The sequence below is a fragment of the Paralcaligenes ureilyticus genome (assembly GCF_004346225.1).
In the GTDB taxonomy this organism is placed as follows: Bacteria; Pseudomonadota; Gammaproteobacteria; order Burkholderiales; family Burkholderiaceae_B; genus Paralcaligenes; species Paralcaligenes ureilyticus.
Genome location: NZ_SMAJ01000006.1, coordinates 1 through 14,473 on the forward strand (window position 1 = coordinate 1; position 14,473 = coordinate 14,473).

The window sequence follows — 14,473 nt, forward strand, 5'->3', positions numbered from 1 at the left end:
TGCGAATAGCCCAGTGGGCTATTCGCCCCACGAGTTCGCACGCCGCCCCGAAGCCGGTTCTGCGCGCGGGAAGTCATGGCGCAGCCATGACCGTGCCCGTCAGAGCCCGATCCACCTTAACCGCCCACGATGCGGGGCTAGAAGGTTTATGCGGCATAGGGCGGTATCAAAAGAATGCCACCTGCAGCGAATGCCACCCACAAGGGGTGGCGCTACAAAAGCAGTCAGTTACCATCACGACGCCAGCGCAACCGCCTTGCGCGCCCGCTCGATAAATTCGGCAAACGTCTGCGCTACGGACCCGTCATCCCCCATCCAGTTGACGATAAAGCAAAAGCTCGCCCTATGCGCAGGCCGCACCATCTGCCCTGCTACCGAAAAGCAGTGAAAACCCTCCCAGTCGATACTGCCTCCTTTCCCATACCCCATCGTATCGTCAGGCAAAGTCGCCGGTATCGCATCCGCCATGGCGGAAATACGCTTGAATTCTCTCAACGTCTCAGGTTTTTTGAACAGCTTTCCCGACAGCACATACTCATACCACCTCGTCATCTCGGCAGCCGTGCTCATCATGGTTTGCTTATCGTTGATGGGAGGCCTCGGCTTGCCCGGCAACTGCCCGGCCGCCATCTTCTCCATTCCCGACCAACCCAAATCCACACCGCTATCGGCGCCGCTCAAGTACGAAAACAACTTGCGTGTCGAATCGGGTATCAACGTGTGCTTGAGCCCAACGCTACCAATCAGCGCGCGCACCCGATCAGCACCCACCGCATTCATCGCAATATCCGTAGCCGTGTTGTCGCTATGGGTGATCATGGCTTCGAGTATGGTCTTGGCGCTGGTCTTCCCCTGAAGACCGATCAGCACACTGCTGCCCGGCGACCACACCTCGGGCCCCACACTGACTTGCGTCCCTTCCGACAGGCGCCCGCTTTCCACATCGAGCAAATAGTGCGCAAGAATAAAAGTCTTTATTGCACTGCCAACAAACAGCGGGCGATCCGCCGCTGCTGCATAACGCTTTATGCCGCTGGCCCGCTCGATGGAAATGCACGCAGCAGTGGTTCCAGGATGAATGCCGGCGAAGCTTTCCAATGCCGCATTCAACGACGTCTCGTCCACGGATTGCGCCTTTGCGCCCGGCGCCGCGGCAACGGTCAGGTAACCGCTCAACGCAGCCGTTTTGAGTAATGCTCTTCGGTTCATACGTCCTCTTTCCCAAGTTATCACACTAACACTAGCGACTACATCATTACGCCGGCAGCGCTACCCAGACTATGAACGCATGGTCTCCAGGCTCTTGATCTCGGCGCGCCGCCACCAAAGCAGCAGCAAACCCGGTACGGATATGGCCACCGTTGCCATGAAGAAAGTTGGCCAGCCCAGATGCTCGACCAGCGGCGGAGTCAAGGGGCCGGCCAGGTAGGTGCGCCCCACCGCCGACAGCGCCGACAAAAGCGCGAACTGAGTCGCGGAGAACTCCTGATTGCACAGCGCCATCAACAAGGCTACAAAGGCCGCTGTCCCCAGGCCTCCGCACAAGTTTTCAATGGCCACCGCTGCCGCCATCGAATACAGATGAGGCGGCGTCACGGCCAGCACCCAGTATGCAAAATTCGAAACCGCCTGGAAGATGCCGAACATCATTAGCGAACGGTACAGCCCCATGCGGGCCATTAACGAGCCGCCCAGCAAGGCGCCGATGATCGTGGCAACCAGCCCGAACACTTTATTGACCGTCCCCACTTCGGACACGCTAAAGCCCACCCCGCGCAATAGAAAGGTGGTCGACAACGCGCCGGCAAACGCATCGCCCAATTTGTACAGCACAATCAAAAGCAGAATCGTGATGGCGCCGCGCCGCTTGAAAAATTCGGCCAGCGGCTCCACGACCGCCAGCCCCAGCGTACGGGGCGTGCGGGCGACCACTTCGGGCTCGGGTGCGAGCAGCGTGGCGCATGCGCACACCACCATGAACGCGCCCATCAGAAAGTAGGTACCGCCCCAGCCCAGCCATTGATCGGCAATGATCAACGCCAGACCGCCCGATACGACCATGGCGATCCGGTAGCCCAGCACCTTGACCGCGGCGCCGGCCGCCAATTCGTGCTTGCGCAATACATCGGTGCTATAGGCATCGAACGCAATATCCTGCGTGGCCGATAAAAACGCCACCACAACCGCCAGCATCGCCAGGGTTGCCAGGCTGCCCGACGGCGAAAACAGCCCCATGCTGGCGATAGCCATCGCCAGCAGAATCTGCGTCATGAAAATCCAGCTGCGCCGGCGGCCCAGCACGGGCAGAGCGTAACGATCAACCAAGGGCGACCAGAGGAATTTGAGCGTATAGGCCGAACCGATCAGCGTCAGAAAGCCAATATCCTGCAAAGAGACGTTAGACACCGTGGCCCATGCCTGCAAGGTCCCGGTAGTCAGCGCCAGCGGCAACCCGCTGGAAAAACCCAGAATCAGCAAAGGAATGACGCGTGGACTTGCGTATACGTTAGACGACGGAACGATGACTCTCCCTATTATTTGCGTGCGTCCCGTTTGGGCGATTCGAATCGATACACCGCCAGCGTGCTGCGCCAGCCGGGCAGGAACTTGATCTCTTTGTCGACATTGAAGGTGGCCAGATGCGTGATGCGCAAGTCGAGCGAAGCGGCCAGATTCTGAAAATCCTTCAATGTGCACAAATGAATGTTGGGTGTGTCGTACCACTGATACGGCATTTCCCCGGTAACCGGCATGCGCCCGCGCAAAATCGACCAGCCGTGGGGCCAGTAACCGAAGTTGGGAAACGACACGATTCCGAAACGCGCCACCCGCGCCATCTCGCGCAGGATATGTTCGGTATGGTGCATGGATTGCAATGTTTGCGACAACACCACCGTGTCGAACTGCTGGTCATCGAACAAGGCCAGGCCTTCTTCCAGGTTTTGCTGCACCACCGAAACACCGCGACGCACCGAGGCGATGAATTGTTCATCGTCGAGTTCAACACCTGCGCCCACCACTTCTTTTTGCTCGTGCAAGTAGGCCAACAGCGCGCCGTCGCCGCACCCCAGATCCAGCACCCGGCTTTGCGGCATGATCCAGCTGGCGATACGCGCCAGATCAGGCCTGATAGGGTTGGGCGCAACTACGGATTGCGTTGACATCACGCTGACACTCCATGGCTCATCCGGCGGGGCGCCAGATCCAGCTTATGTGCAATGCGGTCATAGTAGCCCTGAACGACCGCGTGATAACGCGGATCTTCCAGCAAAAAAGCATCGTGGCCGTGGGGTGCGTCGATTTCGGCATACGCGACCGGCCGATTGTTTTTGAGAAGCGCCCGCACGATTTCGCGCGAGCGTGCCGGTGGAAAGCGCCAGTCGGTCGTAAAGGAGACCAGCAGAAAATCGGCCTTTACCCCGGCCAGGGCCCGAGCCAAATCGCCGCCGAAATTGCGCGCCGGATCGAAATAATCGAGCGCGCGGGTAATCAACAGATAGGTATTGGCATCGAAATAGCCCGAGAATTTCTCGCCTTGATGGCGCAGATACGACTCCACTTCGAACTCAACCCCATAGCCATAGTGAAATTCGCCTCCTTCGGCCGGCGCACGCTGAGTGCGGCCGAATCGCTCGGCCATGTCGTCATCGGACAGATAGGTAATATGAGCCAGCATACGTGCAACCGATAGCCCACCCTTGGGCAAGGTCTCGTGCGCCAGGTAATCGCCGCCATGAAAATCCGGATCGGAGATGATCGAGCGGCGCGCCACTTCGTTAAACCCGATATTCTGCGCCGACAGGCGCGGCGTGCTGGCAATCACAATGCAATGCGCGACCCGCTCGGGGCAGGTGATGGCCCAGCTCAACGCCTGCATGCCACCCAGCGACCCACCCATCACCGCCGCAAATTTTTCAATGCCGAAATGATCGGCCAGGCGCACCTGGGCCAGCACCCAGTCTTCGATGGTCAGGACGGGAAATGCCGCGCCCCAAGGCTTGCCCGTATCGGGCCTGAGGCTGGCCGGCCCCGTTGAACCGAAACACGAGCCAATATTGTTGACGCCAATGACAAAGAACCGATCGGTATCGACGGCCTTGCCAGGCCCGACCATATTGTCCCACCAGCCCACATCCTTGGGATTGCCGCAGGCCATGCCGGCCACATGATGCGAAGCATTCAGCGCATGGCAGATCAACACGGCATTGGTGCGCGCCGGGTTCAGCACACCGTAAGTTTCAACGGCCAGCTCGTAAGACGGCAAAACCTGGCCGCTGCTGAGCGGCAAAGGGTCGTTAAACGCAATAAGTTGGGGGGTGACAAACCCGACCGAGCCGGCAGGCACGCGGGTTTCAATATTGGAAGCGGGAATTTCAGGCAATACGGACGACGTAGATGAAGCAGATAGTTGGGCCATATGGACTCTTTAGCTGGATTTATGAGGCGCCCGCAAGCAGATCACGCAAATCGGCGCCGATTCGATGTTCAAAGTTTATCACCATCGAATAAACCGAGCATCGTTTTGTCTCCCTGGATTTTACCAAAATGAATAAAATTGATACATTGGTTTAGTTATTGTAATTAAAGCGACATACCAATGATAAGAAACAGATCCATGAACCCTCTTACAACCAAGGAACTGTCCTGCCTGCGTTGGGCAGCCATCGGCAAGACCAGTTGGGAAATGAGCATGATTCTGGGCATGGCCGAACGCACGGTCAACTTTCACATTCAAAATGCCTGCCAAAAGTTGCAGGTGCGCGGTCGCCAAGCGGCCATTACTGCGGTTTTGCAAGCCGGTTGGCTAAATGTCGCTACCGAGGCTTCCCCAAAGAACCAAAAAACTCGTCCGCCTCCGGCTTTGGATAAAGCGCGGAGGGAGCGGTTACCAGGCCTTCGACCAAGCCGCGAGGTAGCAGCCAAACCTTAGCATCGAGCCGGGCAGCGCCCTTTTGCGACTTGCCCTCAATGGTAAAACGATTGCCGGGTTCGGGTAAAACCCGAGGCGGCGCCACGCCCAGATTCTGATAGAGCGAACGTATCACCGCCCGGGCAAAATCGTGCTTGGCCTGATCGTCATTCGCCCACTCATCGGGCCACGGCGCGTAACCTACCGCAAACGCCGCGTCATTGACTTGAGCTGCCGTCAGGGAAAACTGCAGAGAGTGGCCCGAGAAATCCAGCGGGCGTTGCCCGGTCTCGGGCTTGCCCGGAAAAATCGCCGTCACCGACCCGTCAGCAATCGGGGCCACTCGCCAGTTGTACTCCGGCGAACATCCCGTCAAGGCCATAAAAACCATTGAAACCGCTGCCATACGTCTGAACATTCGGGCTCCCAGCCATCCTTTCCCACAAAGGATGTTCAGTTTACCGCCCCGCGGCCCGGGCCCTGCGCCGCTATCGGCCAAATCCACTTCCGCCATAACCTGTATCCCACCACTAATTGTCAAACACCCGTAAAATCGCAGGCTGAATGACTAAAAACAATCCTGCAATGACTCCCAAGCACTCCCGCTACACGGCACTGCGCCAGAACCCCGAATTGCTCAAAAAAATATTACGCGGTATCGAAAAAGAAGGCTTGCGCGTCGATAACCAGGGGGTACTTGCCCGTACGCCGCACCCGGGCGCGCTGGGCTCGGCGCTGACTAATCCCCGCATCACGACAGACTACTCCGAGTCGTTGCTGGAAATGATTACGGGAACCCACACCACGGTGGCCGCCCTGCTCGAAGAACTGGACGACACCCACCGTTTTGTGGCGCAGCAACTCGGCCAGGAACTGATCTGGAATCAATCGATGCCCGCGCACCTTCCTGCAGAGGCCGACATCCCCATCGCCTGGTACGGCACTTCCAACACTGGCATGCTCAAGCACGTCTACCGGCGCGGCCTGGCCGAGCGCTACGGCAAAACCATGCAATGCATCGCCGGCGTGCATTACAACTTCTCGTTGCCGGACGAAATATGGGAACGTTTCGGCGTCCGGGGGTCTTCCGTTGAAGATCGTCGATCCAAAGGCTATCTGGCCCTGATTCGCAACTTCACGCGTTATTCGTGGCTGCTGATGTATTTATTCGGGGCCTCGCCTGCCGTATCCAGCACATTCATGCATGGCGCCAGGCAGTCCTTGCAAAGCCTGGACGCCGACACCTTGTATCTGCCGTACGCCACCAGCTTGCGCATGAGCGATTTCGGCTATCAAAACAAGGCGCAATCGGAATTACAGCTTTGCTATAACGATATAGAAACCTTTTTGGCCCGTATGTACAACGCCGTCACCAAACCGTGGCCTGCCTACGAAGCCATAGGCACACATCGCAACGGCGAATGGATTCAGCTCAACACGCACGTGCTGCAAATCGAAAACGAGTATTACTCCACGATCCGGCCCAAGCGCACCACTGGGCGCTGCGAGCGCCCTGTCACAGCCCTGGCCGAGCGCGGCGTGCAATATATAGAGGTGCGTTGCCTGGATATCGATCCCGACTCGCCAATCGGCATTTCGCCCCAGACCAGTTACTTCATGGATGCCTTCCTGCTCTTTTGCGCCACAGAGGAAAGCCCATTCTTTCCGCAAGACGGCACGTGCCGCCACAGCCGCGGCAATTTCGGCCTGGTCGTCAAGGAAGGCCGCAAGCCAGGCCTGCAGTTGATCAGGTCCGATGACGCGGCCGATTCGCACCAATCCGTCGGCCTGGCCGATTGGGGCCTGGAACTGATCGAGCGCATTCTCCCCTACGCAGAAGCGCTCGATGCCGCACACGGCGGCCAGAACTATGTACACGCCGTAGAGGCGCAACGGCCCAAACTCAGCGACAGCGAGCAGACCCCATCAGCCGAACTGTTGGAGGCGCTACGCGCCGATGGCATCAGCCTGCATGACTACACCTTGCAGCAAAGCCAGCGGCACCGCGACGCGCTGCGTGCCAGGCCCTTGAATGCTGCGATGCAGCATGAGATGATCCAGATGGCCGCCCAATCGGTGCAGGAGCAGGCTCATCTGGAGCAAAGCGACCGTGAAGACTTCGACACCTACGTGGCCCGTTATCATGCGGCGCTTAAACGCCCTTGACGCAGAATCCGGCCGGGCGCCGACGATACCGTCAGGCGCCTGAAGCGCCGGCAGCGTCATCGGCGTGCCGACGCTCATTGGGTTCTTCGGTATAAAACATGCGCTTTCTCTCGTACATCGCCCTATCCGCCCTTTGCATTGCCAGCTCGAGGCGTTCTCCATCCACAGCCGTGGCGCACCCCATGGCGATCGAAAGCGTTGTCGCCGAATAATACTGATTATTCACCGCCACCAGGGCAACGATCTGCTCCATGACCTCGGCCGCGCCCTCCGCATCGGTCGAAGGCAACAAAACCGCGAATTCATCGCCCCCAATGCGCGAGGCGCAGGCAGGCTTGGTGACCGCGGCATCCAGGACTTCCCCGAAACGGCGCAATAAATCATCGCCCGCCGCGTGCCCAAGCGCGTCGTTCATCGCCTTCAGCCCGTTCAGATCGATAATAATGATGCTCACGGGATAGAATTTCTTTCGCTCAAGCCGATTGAGCTCATCGACATAGAAACTCCGATTGTGCAGCTTGGTCAGGGAATCGTGCTTGCCCAGAAACTCGAGATACGCCTCGGCCTTTTTTCGCGCGGTAATATCCGTAAGCGCCACCAGCACCAGATCCCAGTTTTCTTCATGGCCGGGAAGTACCGAAAACTGCAGGTACAGATACAAGGGATCGCCAGCAAGCGTGTGATTCACCACCTCCCGCTGCTGAAATAATCTTTCTTCCCACAAATCAACCAGTTGTTCGCGAAAATGCGGATACATATCATCGCGAAATACCTTATCCAGATTATTCAAGAGCGTTGTCTGGTCGGGAGCGACAAACAATGCGAGAGTCGTCTGATTGACATTGATCACCCTGATTTCTTCCGCACAGCGAGTGACAAATTCCGGATGAACATCGGTGAACGTGCGGAAATCCGAAATGCCCGCGCGACGGATCTCATCGAACAAGCGTCGAATCGCACTGAAGTCTTCGACCCACAGCGACACGGGCGAATGCTGGAACAGGCCGCGCGCGTACGACTCGCTGGCCGCCAGCTGGCTTTGGACGGACAACCGCTCGGTTACATCTTCCACCGCCACCAGCACGCGGCTCCAATTGTCGGGCTCATCACCCAGGATGCTGCCTCGTATCTGGACGTCCAGGCGGCGTCCCGATACGGTGTAATTCACGCTGTGGCCCGAAAAATGACGCTGGCCATTCCATAATTGCACCAGCTCGCCGATCAAGCCTGCCAGCATTTCACCCCTGAATATCCGGTCGAGATTCTGCTTCAGATGCTCCAGATCATCCGCTTCGAACAGGCTAAGCGTGCGACGGTTCACGTTGACCACCCGCATTTGCTGGGTGCACTGTTCCACAAGATGGGGATTGGCCAGCAAATGGCTGCCCAGATTGCTTATCCCCTCGGCGCGCCATTGGGCAAACAACGTTTGAATGCCGCTGTAGTCTTCCAGCCAAAGCGAGGCTGGCGCAACATCGAAGATATCACCGTCGCCTGTTGCCTGGCCCACCTGCTGCAGGATTTTGGTTAAATGATTGTTGTTATCTGCCATGGAAAGCTCTGACTTTCGAATGTGATGAGATCTGCGTTACCTCTACAACGACAGCGCAAATCTCGTGACAATGCGGTATGGGTCGGGTGCGTGGGAGCCCACATTCGGCCCATTTTAGCGCCATAGGCGCTCACGCCGCCCTACCCGCTCTCTTGTATGATATCAACTATAACGGAGACCAAACTCATGACCCCTGCCACCAACCCCACTCCACCGCTCGAACTCAATGCCCCCCAGTGGGTATCCCATGCGCATCTCAAGGCCTGGGTAACGCAGGTCGCCGCGCTGACCCAGCCCGACCGCATCGAGTGGTGCGACGGCTCGCAAGAAGAATACGATCGATTATGCGAACTGATGGTGCAGGCCGGCACGTTGCAGCGCCTGAATCCGGCCAAACGGCCCAACTCCTACCTGGCATGGTCCGATCCCAGCGATGTCGCGCGCGTAGAGAGCCGCACCTTTATCTGTTGTGAAAAAGAAGACGATGCCGGCCCCACCAACAACTGGACCGAACCGGCGGCCATGCGCGAAACCTTGAACGGCCTGTTCGCAGGCTGCATGCGCGGGCGCACACTGTACGTGATCCCCTTCTCCATGGGCCCGCTGGGTTCGCACATCGCGCACATCGGCGTAGAGCTATCCGACTCGCCCTACGTCGTTGCCAATATGCGGCTGATGACACGAATGGGCCGCAAGGTCTACGACGTGCTGGGCGCCGAGGGCGAATTTGTGCCCTGCGTACATTCGGTAGGCAAGCCGCTGGCAGCCGGTCAGGCCGATGTACCATGGCCCTGCAACGATACCAAATACATCGTGCATTACCCGGAAAGCCGCGAGATATGGTCCTTCGGATCCGGCTACGGGGGCAACGCGTTATTGGGCAAGAAATGTTTCGCCCTGCGCATTGCGTCCACCATGGGCCGGGACCAAGGCTGGATGGCCGAACACATGCTCGTTCTGGGCGTTACCTCGCCAGCCGGAAAGAAAATGCACGTGGCGGCGGCATTTCCGTCTGCCTGCGGAAAAACCAACTTCGCGATGCTGATTCCACCCGCGTCGCTGCCGGGCTGGAAAGTCACTACCATTGGCGACGATATCGCCTGGATCAAGCCCGGCGCCGATGGCCGCCTGTATGCCATCAACCCCGAAGCGGGCTATTTTGGCGTGGCGCCCGGCACCAACGAAAAAACCAACTTCAACTGCATGGCATCGCTGCGCGAAAATGTGCTCTTCACCAACGTTGCACTGACCGATGACGGCGACGTCTGGTGGGAAGGCATGGGGCCGGCGCCCAAGCACTGCCTGGATTGGCACGGCAAGGACTGGACGCCCGATTCGGGCCGCAAGGCGGCCCATCCCAACGCCCGATTCACCGTGTCGGCAGTGCAAAACCCGGCGATCGATCCCGAATGGGACAACCCCGCCGGGGTGGCCATTGACGCATTCATCGTAGGCGGACGCCGTTCAGACACGGTGCCGCTGGTGACCGAGGCGCGCAACTGGACCGAGGGCGTGTACATGGCCGCCACACTGGGCTCGGAGACCACGGCTGCGGCCGCAGGCGCGCAGGGCGTAGTGAGGCGCGACCCTTTCGCAATGCTGCCGTTTTGCGGCTACAGCATGAGCGCCTATTTCGCGCATTGGTTAAAGCTGGGCGAGCAGTTGCAGGCGGCAGGCGCCACGCTGCCACGCTTTTTTTGCGTCAACTGGTTCCAGACCGACGATCACGGCAAGTTTATCTGGCCCGGATTCGGCGAAAACATGCGCATCCTGAAATGGATGCTCGAACGCATCGACGGTTCAGCCAAGGGCGAAGACAATCTGTTCGGTATTTCGCCCCGCTACGAAGACATCACCTGGGACGGGCTCGATTTCGGCATCGACAAGTTCCAGTACATCACGTCGATCAATCGCGCCGCGTGGCGTAAAGAGCTTGGCCTGCACGCAGAATTGTTCGACAAGCTTAAAAAACATCTGCCTGCGGAACTGCGCAGTCTGCAAGACCGGTTAAGCGGGCAGCTTGGTGCTTAATCGCCGGTCTCGGGGATTTTTTCTGTCTAGATAGTACCGTCTTTGGGTCTCAACGATTATGGCAGCCACAAGGGGTGCCGCTGACAAAACGTCGATACCCAAGACGGTATCTACGTTCTGGGAAAATGGCACCCACAAGGGGTGCCACTACAAAAACGGATCCGTCGCTTGTAGCGGCACCCCTTGTGGGTGCCATATCCTTTGCATTCAGATAACCCCGCGGCGCGCCCAATCTTTTTGAGTATCCGCGTCGATACCCAAAGCCGTCAAGACTCGCTCGGTGTCCTGGCCCAGCTTGGGAGCGCGGCGCTCAACGGTGCCGGGCGTTGAACTGAGCTTGGGAACGATGCCGGGCAGCTTGACGGGAGTACCGTCGTCCAGCTGGCTATCCAGGATCATCTCACGCGCTTGGTAATGAGGGTCTGCGCAGATATCGGCAATATCGTAAACGCGTCCCGCCGGTATGCGCGCCTCATGCAGCGTTTCCAGGACTTCATCCAGGGTATGCTTTCTGGTCCAGGCTTCGATGGCTGCATCGATCGCCCGCGCATGCTGCGCACGCCCGTCGTTATGCGCATAAGCCGGGTTTTCCGCCAAATCGCCGCGGTCGATGGCCGACATCAAGCGCTTGAAAATGCTGTCGCCGTTACCCGCCACCAAAGCATACTTGCCATCGGCGCACATATAAGCGTTGCTGGGGGTAATGCCGGGCAGGCTGCTGCCTGCGGGCTGACGGATTTCATTAAACACGGCATATTCGGGCAGCAAGCTTTCCATCATATTGAATACCGACTCATACAAGGCGACATCCACGTACTGGCCTTCGCCCTTATTCTGTTCGCGATGACGCAAGGCCAGCAACACGCCAATCACGCCATGCAGGGCCGACAGAGAATCCCCGATAGAAACGCCCACCCGCACAGGCGCTCGCCCCGGCTCGCCGCTCAAGTGGCGCAGCCCGCCCATGGCCTCGCCCACCACGCCAAAACCCGGGCGATCGCGATAGGGGCCGGTCTGCCCATATCCAGAGACGCGCAGCATGATCAGGCCGGGATTGATCGCATGCAGGGCATCCCAGCCCAGGCCCCAGTTCTCCAGCGTGCCGGGACGAAAGTTCTCGATCAGGACGTCGGTCGTCGCCGCCAGCTGGCGTATCACGTCCTGGGCTTCGGCCTGGCGTAAATCCAGGGTGACGGATTGCTTATTGCGGGATTGCACTTCCCACCAAACCGAGGTGTCGTCATGCAACAGGCGCCATTTCCTTAATGGGTCGCCCGTTTTCGGCGGCTCGATCTTGATGACTTCGGCACCGAATTCGCCAAGCATCTTGGCGGCAAACGGGCCGGCAATCAACTGGCCCAATTCGAGCACGCGTATCCCGCTCAAAGGTTTAAGCATAGTGGCCAAGCCCCTAAATCAAATTTGTATTTTAATAACAGATACAACGCTCACCGCACCGGCAGGAAATTGAAGAACAGCAGGCCTTGCACATAATTGATGCCCACTCGCCGAAGATTTTCATCAAGCAGGTTGGCCACCAGATCGAGCCGGCCGATCAGTCCGCCAAATTCACGCTCAAAACTGAGGTTGGCAATATCGCCGGAAATTTCATTGGCCAACAGCAGATGGTGGCCCGAAGCGTCGCGCCGGGTCTGCAGCAGCCAAGCGGCAATCTCGACATTGCGAGCCGCGTTGTAGACATGCTGAGCACTTAGAATGTCGGAGACATAAAATCGCGTCTTGCCATTGTGTGCCTGGATAATCATATTGGCCAGGCCAAAAATAAAAGCCCCCACCCGATCGCCGCGATAGGTGGGGTCAAGCGCAATGGAAAGAATCTGAATATCGCGAAAGCCCTTCAGATCGGGCGGCGCCTGGCCCAGCTCGATGGCCTTGTGCCCCAGTTTCAAGGCCGTCGCCAAATCGGGTGCTCCGGTCTTGCGCCACTCGGCGGGATTCCTGCGATAGAGCTTTTCGAGCAGACGATTGAGGCTATCCAGGTTATCGCGCATGGCGATCGTAACGGTACGGTTGAAGTCGGTTTGCGCCAACTGGTCAAATGACATGGATTCGTTACGAGGGCCCGCCAACCCCGCTTTCCCTGAGTCCGCGCACCCTGTCAGTCCAACTCCCAGTATCAAGACCAGGCCTGCGACACAACCCTTGCTCATGCCATTCCCATTTCCCTCGTACCCTTGAATTCGCGGCGCCGCAGCCGCCCGCACATACTACCCTGGGAGACTTTATCAGAAATCGGCAAAGCCCCCCATAACAATGCTTATGCCGAGGCCCAGAGGTGTTGCGCCGCATAGGCGCGCCAAGGCCGCCACGCTTGGGCTCGCTGGAGAATCTCGGATGAAGAATAGTCGCGCCCTTCCTGCCTGGCCATGGCATGCAGAAGAACGACGTCGGCGGCGGGAAAAGCATCGGGCTCGCGCAACTGGCGCAAGGCAATGTACTGCGCCGTCCACTCTCCCACGCCGCGAATCAGGCGCAACCGCTGAACAGCCTCGTCCAACCCACGGCTCGCGTCAAAGAGATGCGTATCGGCCATAGCGGCGGCCGCCACGGCCGATAGCGCAGCAGCCCGGCTGCGGGGCATGCCAAGCGATGCCAGGTCCGCTGCCGCCAACGCCTCGGGTTCGGGGAACACATGCGTCAAACCTCCCTCGGGCTGTGTCATGGGTTGGCCATACATGGCCACCAAACGCCCCGCCAGACGCACGGCGGCAGCCACCGTGATCTGCTGCCCCAGCACGGCACGAATGGCCAACTCAAAGCCATCCCAGGCGCCCGGCACGCGCAAACCCGGCCGCGCCTGAACCAACGCGGCCAGCACCGGATCTTTGGCAAGATGGCCGGCAATAATGATGGGATCGGTCGCCAGATCGAACACACGCCGCAGTCGCGCAATTATCACAGGCAATACCGAAAGCTTGGGAAACCGCAACGTGGCGCGCAACGCATCCCCACTCGCCGCCTGGACCGCGACCGTTCCCTGCACCCCATCGAATTGCACCGATCGCACATAACGATCGGCGGTAACGAGCTCGATGCCGGGAATAGCCCGCCGACGCAGAAACTCCAGCATGGCCGGCCAATCGTACGGCGGATGATAGCGCAGCAGAAGTTCGATTTCGCCATGCGGCCCGGCCGAGACATCCGCCTTTCCCGAGCCTCGCAAATCGCCGGGAGGGCATGCGAATAATGCCAGGAAAGTCTCATTGAAACGGCGGATGCTGCCGAAACCCGCGGCGAAAGCGATTTCGGCCATCGGCAGCCGTGTTTCATGGATAAGCTGCTTGGCCAGCAAAACGCGACGGGTCTGGGCGACGGCAACGGGCGACGCTCCCAGATGTTGACGGAAAAGGCGCCGCAACTGCCGCTCACCCACGCCCACGCGGCCGGCCAAGGCGGCCACATCGGCGTCATCCAAAGCACCCAGCTCTATCATGACCAGCGCACGCGCCACGGTATCCGACGTGCCCCGCCATGCTCCCAGATCGGGCGCGGTCTCTGGCCGACACCGCAGACAGGGGCGAAAACCCGCCGCTTGCGCCGCTGCAGCCGTAGGGTAGAAAACCACATTCGCAGACTGCGGCGTGCGCGCCGGACAGACCGGGCGACAGTAAATACCTGTGGTTTTAACGGCAGTGAAAAACCGCCCATCGAAGCGAACGTCACGGGCGCAAACAGCGCGATAGCATGCATTGTGATCCAGATCCATGCAGAAATGCTAATGCAGCGCCCACGCTTTGTCTAGCGGCTTTCGGACAGCCATTAATGGCTGAACTACGATTTGACGACCGGTGAAT

At 58.8% G+C, this 14,473-nt stretch carries 12 protein-coding genes and 1 riboswitch; of the genes, 3 read left to right on the top strand and 9 right to left on the bottom strand.

Features of this window, described 5'->3' with window-relative positions; genetic code table 11:
- Positions 1-234: 234 nt before the first annotated feature.
- The 4 genes from EDC26_RS09540 to metX form a co-directional block, all read right to left on the bottom strand.
- Complete coding sequence (locus EDC26_RS09540; protein ID WP_132581929.1) at positions 235-1,209, bottom strand: serine hydrolase; 975 nt, start codon at positions 1,207-1,209, stop codon at positions 235-237.
- A 69-nt stretch (positions 1,210-1,278) separates the two neighbouring features.
- Positions 1,279-2,535, bottom strand: coding sequence for a muropeptide transporter (locus tag EDC26_RS09545; RefSeq protein ID WP_132582296.1), 1,257 nt, complete (start codon positions 2,533-2,535; stop codon positions 1,279-1,281).
- A complete protein-coding gene (metW, locus tag EDC26_RS09550; protein WP_132582298.1) occupies positions 2,535-3,164 on the bottom strand; it encodes a methionine biosynthesis protein MetW in 630 nt (209 codons plus the stop codon). The genes EDC26_RS09545 and metW overlap by 1 nt, the downstream gene beginning before the upstream one ends.
- On the bottom strand, positions 3,164-4,417 hold the full coding sequence (gene metX, locus EDC26_RS09555; RefSeq protein ID WP_132581931.1) for a homoserine O-succinyltransferase MetX: 1,254 nt from the start codon (positions 4,415-4,417) through the stop codon (positions 3,164-3,166). The genes metW and metX overlap by 1 nt, the downstream gene beginning before the upstream one ends.
- Positions 4,406-4,484: riboswitch (SAM riboswitch) on the bottom strand. It overlaps the preceding gene by 12 nt.
- Before the next feature lie 131 nt (positions 4,485-4,615).
- On the opposite strand from metX, the gene EDC26_RS09560 reads away from it, so the two are divergent.
- Positions 4,616-4,930: a helix-turn-helix domain-containing protein gene (locus EDC26_RS09560; protein WP_132581933.1), complete on the top strand. Its 315-nt coding sequence runs from the start codon at positions 4,616-4,618 to the stop codon at positions 4,928-4,930.
- On the opposite strand, the gene EDC26_RS20130 is transcribed toward EDC26_RS09560, so the two are convergent.
- Positions 4,815-5,327, bottom strand: a complete 513-nt coding sequence (locus EDC26_RS20130) for a hypothetical protein (protein ID WP_165930983.1) — start codon at positions 5,325-5,327, stop codon at positions 4,815-4,817. The genes EDC26_RS09560 and EDC26_RS20130 overlap by 116 nt on opposite strands.
- A gap of 167 nt (positions 5,328-5,494) precedes the next feature.
- Between EDC26_RS20130 and gshA the strand changes: the two genes are divergently transcribed.
- On the top strand, positions 5,495-7,075 hold the full coding sequence (gshA, locus tag EDC26_RS09565; protein WP_132582300.1) for a glutamate--cysteine ligase: 1,581 nt from the start codon (positions 5,495-5,497) through the stop codon (positions 7,073-7,075).
- Positions 7,076-7,106: 31 nt separating this feature from the next.
- On the opposite strand, the gene EDC26_RS09570 is transcribed toward gshA, so the two are convergent.
- Positions 7,107-8,627, bottom strand: coding sequence for a sensor domain-containing diguanylate cyclase (locus tag EDC26_RS09570; protein WP_132581935.1), 1,521 nt, complete (start codon positions 8,625-8,627; stop codon positions 7,107-7,109).
- Between the two features lie 186 nt (positions 8,628-8,813).
- Here EDC26_RS09570 and EDC26_RS09575 point away from each other — a divergent pair, with 186 nt between their 5' ends.
- Entirely contained in the window at positions 8,814-10,658 is a 1,845-nt protein-coding gene (locus EDC26_RS09575; RefSeq protein WP_132581937.1) for a phosphoenolpyruvate carboxykinase (GTP), read from the top strand.
- Between the two features lie 207 nt (positions 10,659-10,865).
- Here the strand turns inward: EDC26_RS09575 and EDC26_RS09580 are convergent, their stop codons facing one another.
- From EDC26_RS09580 to EDC26_RS09590, 3 genes are all read right to left on the bottom strand, one after another.
- Positions 10,866-12,056 (bottom strand): CaiB/BaiF CoA transferase family protein, encoded by a 1,191-nt coding sequence (locus EDC26_RS09580; protein ID WP_132581939.1) that lies wholly within the window; start codon positions 12,054-12,056, stop codon positions 10,866-10,868.
- Positions 12,057-12,106: 50 nt separating this feature from the next.
- A complete protein-coding gene (locus tag EDC26_RS09585; RefSeq protein WP_132581941.1) occupies positions 12,107-12,829 on the bottom strand; it encodes a hypothetical protein in 723 nt (240 codons plus the stop codon).
- Between the two features lie 107 nt (positions 12,830-12,936).
- The gene (locus EDC26_RS09590; protein ID WP_132581943.1) at positions 12,937-14,385 is read right to left on the bottom strand and encodes an AlkA N-terminal domain-containing protein; all 1,449 of its coding nucleotides are present in this window, start codon (positions 14,383-14,385) and stop codon (positions 12,937-12,939) included.
- Between the last annotated feature and the right edge of the window lie 88 nt (positions 14,386-14,473).

Excerpts from the sequence above, each read along its gene's own strand:
- EDC26_RS09590 (WP_132581943.1), bottom strand. The coding sequence starts at position 14,385 with ATGGATCTGGATCACAATGCATGCTATCGCGCTGTTTGCGCCCGTGAC.
- gshA (WP_132582300.1), top strand. The coding sequence starts at position 5,495 with ATGACTCCCAAGCACTCCCGCTACACGGCACTGCGCCAGAACCCCGAA.
- EDC26_RS09570 (WP_132581935.1), bottom strand. The coding sequence starts at position 8,627 with ATGGCAGATAACAACAATCATTTAACCAAAATCCTGCAGCAGGTGGGC.
- EDC26_RS09540 (WP_132581929.1), bottom strand. The coding sequence starts at position 1,209 with ATGAACCGAAGAGCATTACTCAAAACGGCTGCGTTGAGCGGTTACCTG.
- EDC26_RS20130 (WP_165930983.1), bottom strand. The coding sequence starts at position 5,327 with ATGTTCAGACGTATGGCAGCGGTTTCAATGGTTTTTATGGCCTTGACG.
- metW (WP_132582298.1), bottom strand. The coding sequence starts at position 3,164 with ATGTCAACGCAATCCGTAGTTGCGCCCAACCCTATCAGGCCTGATCTG.
- EDC26_RS09585 (WP_132581941.1), bottom strand. The coding sequence starts at position 12,829 with ATGAGCAAGGGTTGTGTCGCAGGCCTGGTCTTGATACTGGGAGTTGGA.
- EDC26_RS09575 (WP_132581937.1), top strand. The coding sequence starts at position 8,814 with ATGACCCCTGCCACCAACCCCACTCCACCGCTCGAACTCAATGCCCCC.
- EDC26_RS09560 (WP_132581933.1), top strand. The coding sequence starts at position 4,616 with ATGAACCCTCTTACAACCAAGGAACTGTCCTGCCTGCGTTGGGCAGCC.
- EDC26_RS09580 (WP_132581939.1), bottom strand. The coding sequence starts at position 12,056 with ATGCTTAAACCTTTGAGCGGGATACGCGTGCTCGAATTGGGCCAGTTG.
- metX (WP_132581931.1), bottom strand. The coding sequence starts at position 4,417 with ATGGCCCAACTATCTGCTTCATCTACGTCGTCCGTATTGCCTGAAATT.